This window comes from Streptomyces sp. UNOC14_S4, from assembly GCF_020740835.1.
In the GTDB taxonomy this organism is placed as follows: domain Bacteria; phylum Actinomycetota; class Actinomycetes; order Streptomycetales; family Streptomycetaceae; genus Streptomyces.
Window position 1 is genome coordinate 1 of sequence record NZ_JAINFC010000565.1, and the last position, 4,616, is coordinate 4,616.

Consider the following 4,616-nt stretch of genomic DNA (forward strand, 5'->3'; position numbering starts at 1 on the left):
CGCCGAGCCAGCCCCCATCCCCCCCGCAACAGCCCGCTGCCGCGGCACCGTCCCCGTCCAGCACGTGCCGCGCCGGGCGAGCAGCCGTCGTAGCCAGACCTCCGTGGAGACGAGTTCCGCCAGACCGTCCAGCGGCACGGCCCGCCCGTCCGCCGCCGCGTGCAGCGCGGCCCGTACGACACGGCCGTCCACCAACCCCGCGTCGGCCAGCAGCGGCGCGTCGAAGAGCTCCAGCAGCGGCCCCACGGAAGCCCGTAGCCCGGCACGTACCGCGGCCGCATGCGAGGCGTGCGACGTGGCGCCCCAGCCCGGAGGCAGCTCGCGGACGCCCGCCGCCGCGAGGACGGCGCGCAGCACGGACGCCCGCGCCCCCGGTTGCACGCGGAGTGCTTCGGGGAGCGCGCGGCAGGCCCGTACGACCTGGTTGTCGAGGAAGGGGGCGTGCAGCCGCTGGCTGCGTACCTCGGCGGCCTGTTCGAGGACGCGGTGGTCGGCGGCGTGCCGGGCGAGGGCCGCGGCAGCGCGGCGTTCGCCGGGCCGCTGGGCGAGGCCGGGCGGGCGGACCGCGGCGGCCTGGAGCCGAACCGATACTTCGGCGAGCGCCTCGCCGGTGAGCCAGCGCGCGGCGGGGCCGGGCCTGCACCAGGTGAGGGCGGCGAGCGAGGCGTCCACGGCCCCGGCGGGCGCGACGCGGGTGGCATCCGTCGCCTCGTCCACGACGGGGAAGTCGAGCGCGAGCAGCTGCCCGGCGGCCGTCTCCAGGCCCTCGCGGTAGGACGTACGGGCGAGTCGGCGTGCCGCGCGGTAGACCGTGAAGGGTACGAAGAGGGACTGCGCGGCCGGTCCGTCGGCGCGCGCGAGTGCCGACACGGGGCGCAGCAGGTGGCGTCGGCGGCGGTCCAGCAGCAGGTCGGCCAGGCGGGCGGGGTGGGCGTCCAGCACCTGGCGGGCCCCGTGCCCGACGAAGTGGTCGGCGCCGCCCGCGGTGAGCCGTCGGCGGTGCCGCGCGGCGCTCACGAGGGAGGGGCCGGGTTCGTCGGTCAGCGGGCCGCTCGCGAGACCGGCGTACGGGAGGGCCTCCTCGCCCGCCGCGACGACGACGTGGCGTACGCGGGGGTCGGCGGCGAGGGCGCGGGCGCGTTCGAGTTCGGCTTCGCGGGCGTGGGAGTGGGTGTCGTCGACGGCGAGGTCGTTGAAGGTGACGGCGAGGAGGCGTTCACCCGCGCCGTGCCTGCCCTGCCCGCCGTGTCCGAAGGGGGCGCCGGGCATGCCCGGGAGGCCCGCGGCGAGCAGGGCGAGGGTGGCGGAGGCGCTGCCTCCGGAGAGGTCGGCGCCGATGCCGGGTTCGGGGCCGCCGCGGGCGACTCGCGGCTGGGCGGGGCCCATGCCGGGGACGGGTCCGGGGTCGAGACAGCCACCCCCGGCAGCTCCCGCGGCAGCTCCCGCGACGGGTCCGGCCGTCGCGTGGCGGGGTGCCGCGAGCCGGGTCCGTACGGCGTCGACCAGGGCGTCCCTTATGGCTTCGACGGCTTCCTGGGGGGCGAGCCGGGGGGCGCCGACGGCGAGGGAGGCGGCCGGTTCGTAGCCGGCGATCTCGCGGGCGCCGTCGCGCAGCACCAGGGCGTGGCCGGGCGGTACGCGCCGTACGCCGAGGTAGGGCGTGCCATCCCGGAGGGCCTCGGGGGAATCGGGGCAGGCGAGCAGCGCGGCGAGGTGGCCGACGTCGAGCTGGGCCTCGATGAGGTCGGCCAGCGGCAGCGCGGCGGTGGCGTAGGCGGTGCCGCCCGCCCAGGCGGCGTGGAAGACGGGCCTGGCGCCGGCCAGGTCCCCGGCGACGGTGGTGCGGCGGCCCACTTGGGCGACGGCGGTGTAGCTGCCGGGCCAGGCGGTGAGGTGGCGCAGGGCGCCGCCGCGGGCCGCGACGAGCCCGGCGCGCAGGCCCTCGTCGGTGGCGCCGCAGCGGCCGAGGACGGCGAGGCGGGTGTTGGGGTCGGCCTGGACGACGCGGACCTCGTCGGGCCGCCAGTCGCCGACGGCCCACAGGGGCGCGGGGTCGCCCCACAGGAGGTGGGCGCCGACGGGGTGGACGGTGGGCCCGTCGAGCCCGTCGGCGTGGTCGGGCAGGCCGTCGCCGTAGCCTGGCGCGGCGCGGGAACCGGTCCCGGAGGCGGTGCTGCTCCACCCCACCAACCAGCGCATTGCCGCCTCCACAGGCTGTGGACAACCGATATGTGACAGCCGACGTGACAACCGATACGTGCAGCCATCATGCACAGCGGCCCGACGATGGCGACAACGAAGGAGGCGGCACACCGGTCACGCCCCGCGGCCCCCGTTCCGCCCCCAACTCGCCGTCCAGGACGGCGAGATAGCGGGGTCGTCGCACCCACTGCAGGGCCATGCTGTCACGGATGGGGCCGCAGGAACCCGTTGCGCACGGGCGTGGCATGCCGCGGCGTGGCGGGACCGGCGCGTCCTGGCGTGCCGAAGGGCGAGAACCGGCCAAAGTCCGGGGCGTCGGGAAGGCGGGGCGCATTCGCGCAGTGCTTCGACCGGCAGGTGCCACAGGCAGGCTGGGCGCGTCCGCGGGCTCCGGGACAAGTGCCAGTCCGGGGGGCGTGCGAGCACCCCCCGGACCGCTCCGCCGCCCGCGGGGAATGAGGCGGCGGCTTCCCCCAGCCCACTGGTTCCAGTGCAGCGGGCCAACCCACGCGCCTTCCATGGAAACGCCGTTGGGGTGGCTCGGACAGAGCGCACGGCGGGCGCACAGCCACACACAACCGGAGCACGTGCCCCTCGGTGCACGCGCGCACGGACCAGAATCCCGCCATCCGGGACAACACCTCTTAACGGTCGGGATGCGGGGAACTACGCTGGGTTTACGAATGCCTCGTGCCTATGCCGGGGCGGGCGTCGCTTTGCCGAGGGGTGCGCATGTCCAGGGAGCCACGCGGGCCGAACGAGAAGCTCGGCACCGTCCTCGCCCTCGCCGGGATCAGCAACGCGGGTCTCGCGCGCAGGGTCAACGACCTCGGTGCGCAGCGCGGATTGACACTTCGTTACGACAAGACCTCGGTGGCCCGCTGGGTCTCGAAGGGCATGGTGCCCCAGGGCGCGGCGCCGCATCTGATCGCGGCGGCGATCGCGGGGAAGCTGGGGCGGCCGGTGCCGCTGCACGAGATCGGCCTCGCGGACGCCGATCCGGCGCCTGAGGTGGGCCTCGCGTTCCCGCGCGATGTCGGCCAGGCGGTGCGGTCCGCGACGGAGCTGTACCGGCTGGATGTCGCCGGTCGCCGCGGGGGCGGCGGCATCTGGCAGAGCCTGGCCGGTTCCTTTTCGGTGAGCGCGTACGCCACGCCGGCGTCACGTTGGCTGATAACCCCCGCCGACGGCTCGGTCGCCCGTGAGGCCCACCAGGCGGCGCGGGAGACCGAGAACGGCGGCTCCGAGGGCGGTCCGGTGCAGCGGGTCGGCCACAGCGACGTGGTCAAGCTGCGCGAGGCGGCGGACGACGCCCGGCGCTGGGACTCCAAATACGGCGGGGGCGACTGGCGTTCGTCGATGGTCCCCGAGTGCCTGCGGGTCGACGCGGCGCCCCTGCTGCTCGGTTCGTACAGCGACGACGTGGGCCGCTCCCTGTTCGGCGCCACGGCCGAACTGACGCGGCTGGCCGGGTGGATGGCCTTCGACACCGGCCAGCAGGAGGCCGCGCAGCGGTACTACATCCAGGCGCTGCGGCTGGCCCGCGCGGCGGCCGACGTGCCGCTGGGCGGCTACGTCCTGGCCTCGATGAGCCTCCAGGCGACGTACCGCGGCTTCGCCGACGAGGGTGTGGACCTGGCGCAGGCCGCGCTGGAGCGCAACCGTGGTCTGGCCACCGCCCGCACCATGAGTTTCTTCCGGCTGGTCGAGGCGCGGGCGCACGCGAAGGCGGGCGACGCCCCCGCGTGCGGTGCCGCCCTGAAGGCGGCCGAGGGGTGGCTGGAGCGCGCCCGCACGGGCGATCCCGACCCCTCGTGGCTGGACTTCTACTCCCAGGAGCGGTTCGCGGCGGACGCGGCGGAGTGCTACCGCGATCTGCGGATGCCGCGGCAGGTGCAGCGGTTCACGGAGCAGGCGCTGTCCCGGCCGACGGAGGAGTTCGTCCGCTCGCACGGCCTGCGTCTGGTGGTGTCGGCGGTCGCCGAGCTGGAGTCCGGCAACCTGGACGCGGCGTGCGCGGCGGGCACGCGCGCCGTGGAGGTCGCCGGCCGCATCTCCTCGGCGCGCACGACGGAGTACGTCCGTGATCTGCTGCACCGCCTGGAGCCGTACGGGGACGAGCCGCGCGTGGTCGAACTACGGGAACGGGCCAGGCCGCTGCTGGTGGCCGCCTATGGGTGACCCGTTGGTGGGTCGCCTTGCGTTTTTTGCGTCCACCGGGGGGTGCGTCTCGGGGCTGCCGTCTGCGCCCACCGGGGAGTGCGTCTTGCGCTGGGCGCGCGACTGCGGGTCCGGTGGGGGCTTGTCGCGCAGTTCCCCGCGCCCCTGAGGGGGTGCGCTATTCCGCCACCTTCCCGGTTGTGGGCATGCGTTCCGCAAAGGGCTGGGGGCACCTCCCGGACGGAGTCTGGGGG

General features: G+C 75.9%; 2 protein-coding genes. One reads left to right on the plus strand and one right to left on the minus strand.

All coding sequences use genetic code 11. From position 1 onward, the window contains the following. Positions 1-2,199: asparagine synthase-related protein (locus tag K6I34_RS32095; protein ID WP_229331508.1), on the minus strand; the 2,199-nt coding region annotated here is incomplete at its 3' end. Between the two features lie 735 nt (positions 2,200-2,934). Here K6I34_RS32095 and K6I34_RS32100 point away from each other — a divergent pair. Beyond that, positions 2,935-4,383: an MFS transporter gene (locus K6I34_RS32100; protein ID WP_229331510.1), complete on the plus strand. Its 1,449-nt coding sequence runs from the start codon at positions 2,935-2,937 to the stop codon at positions 4,381-4,383. Positions 4,384-4,616: the final 233 nt, after the last annotated feature.

Bases quoted from the DNA above. Each gene is read 5' to 3' on its own strand.
- K6I34_RS32100 (WP_229331510.1), top strand. From the start codon at position 2,935: ATGTCCAGGGAGCCACGCGGGCCGAACGAGAAGCTCGGCACCGTCCTC.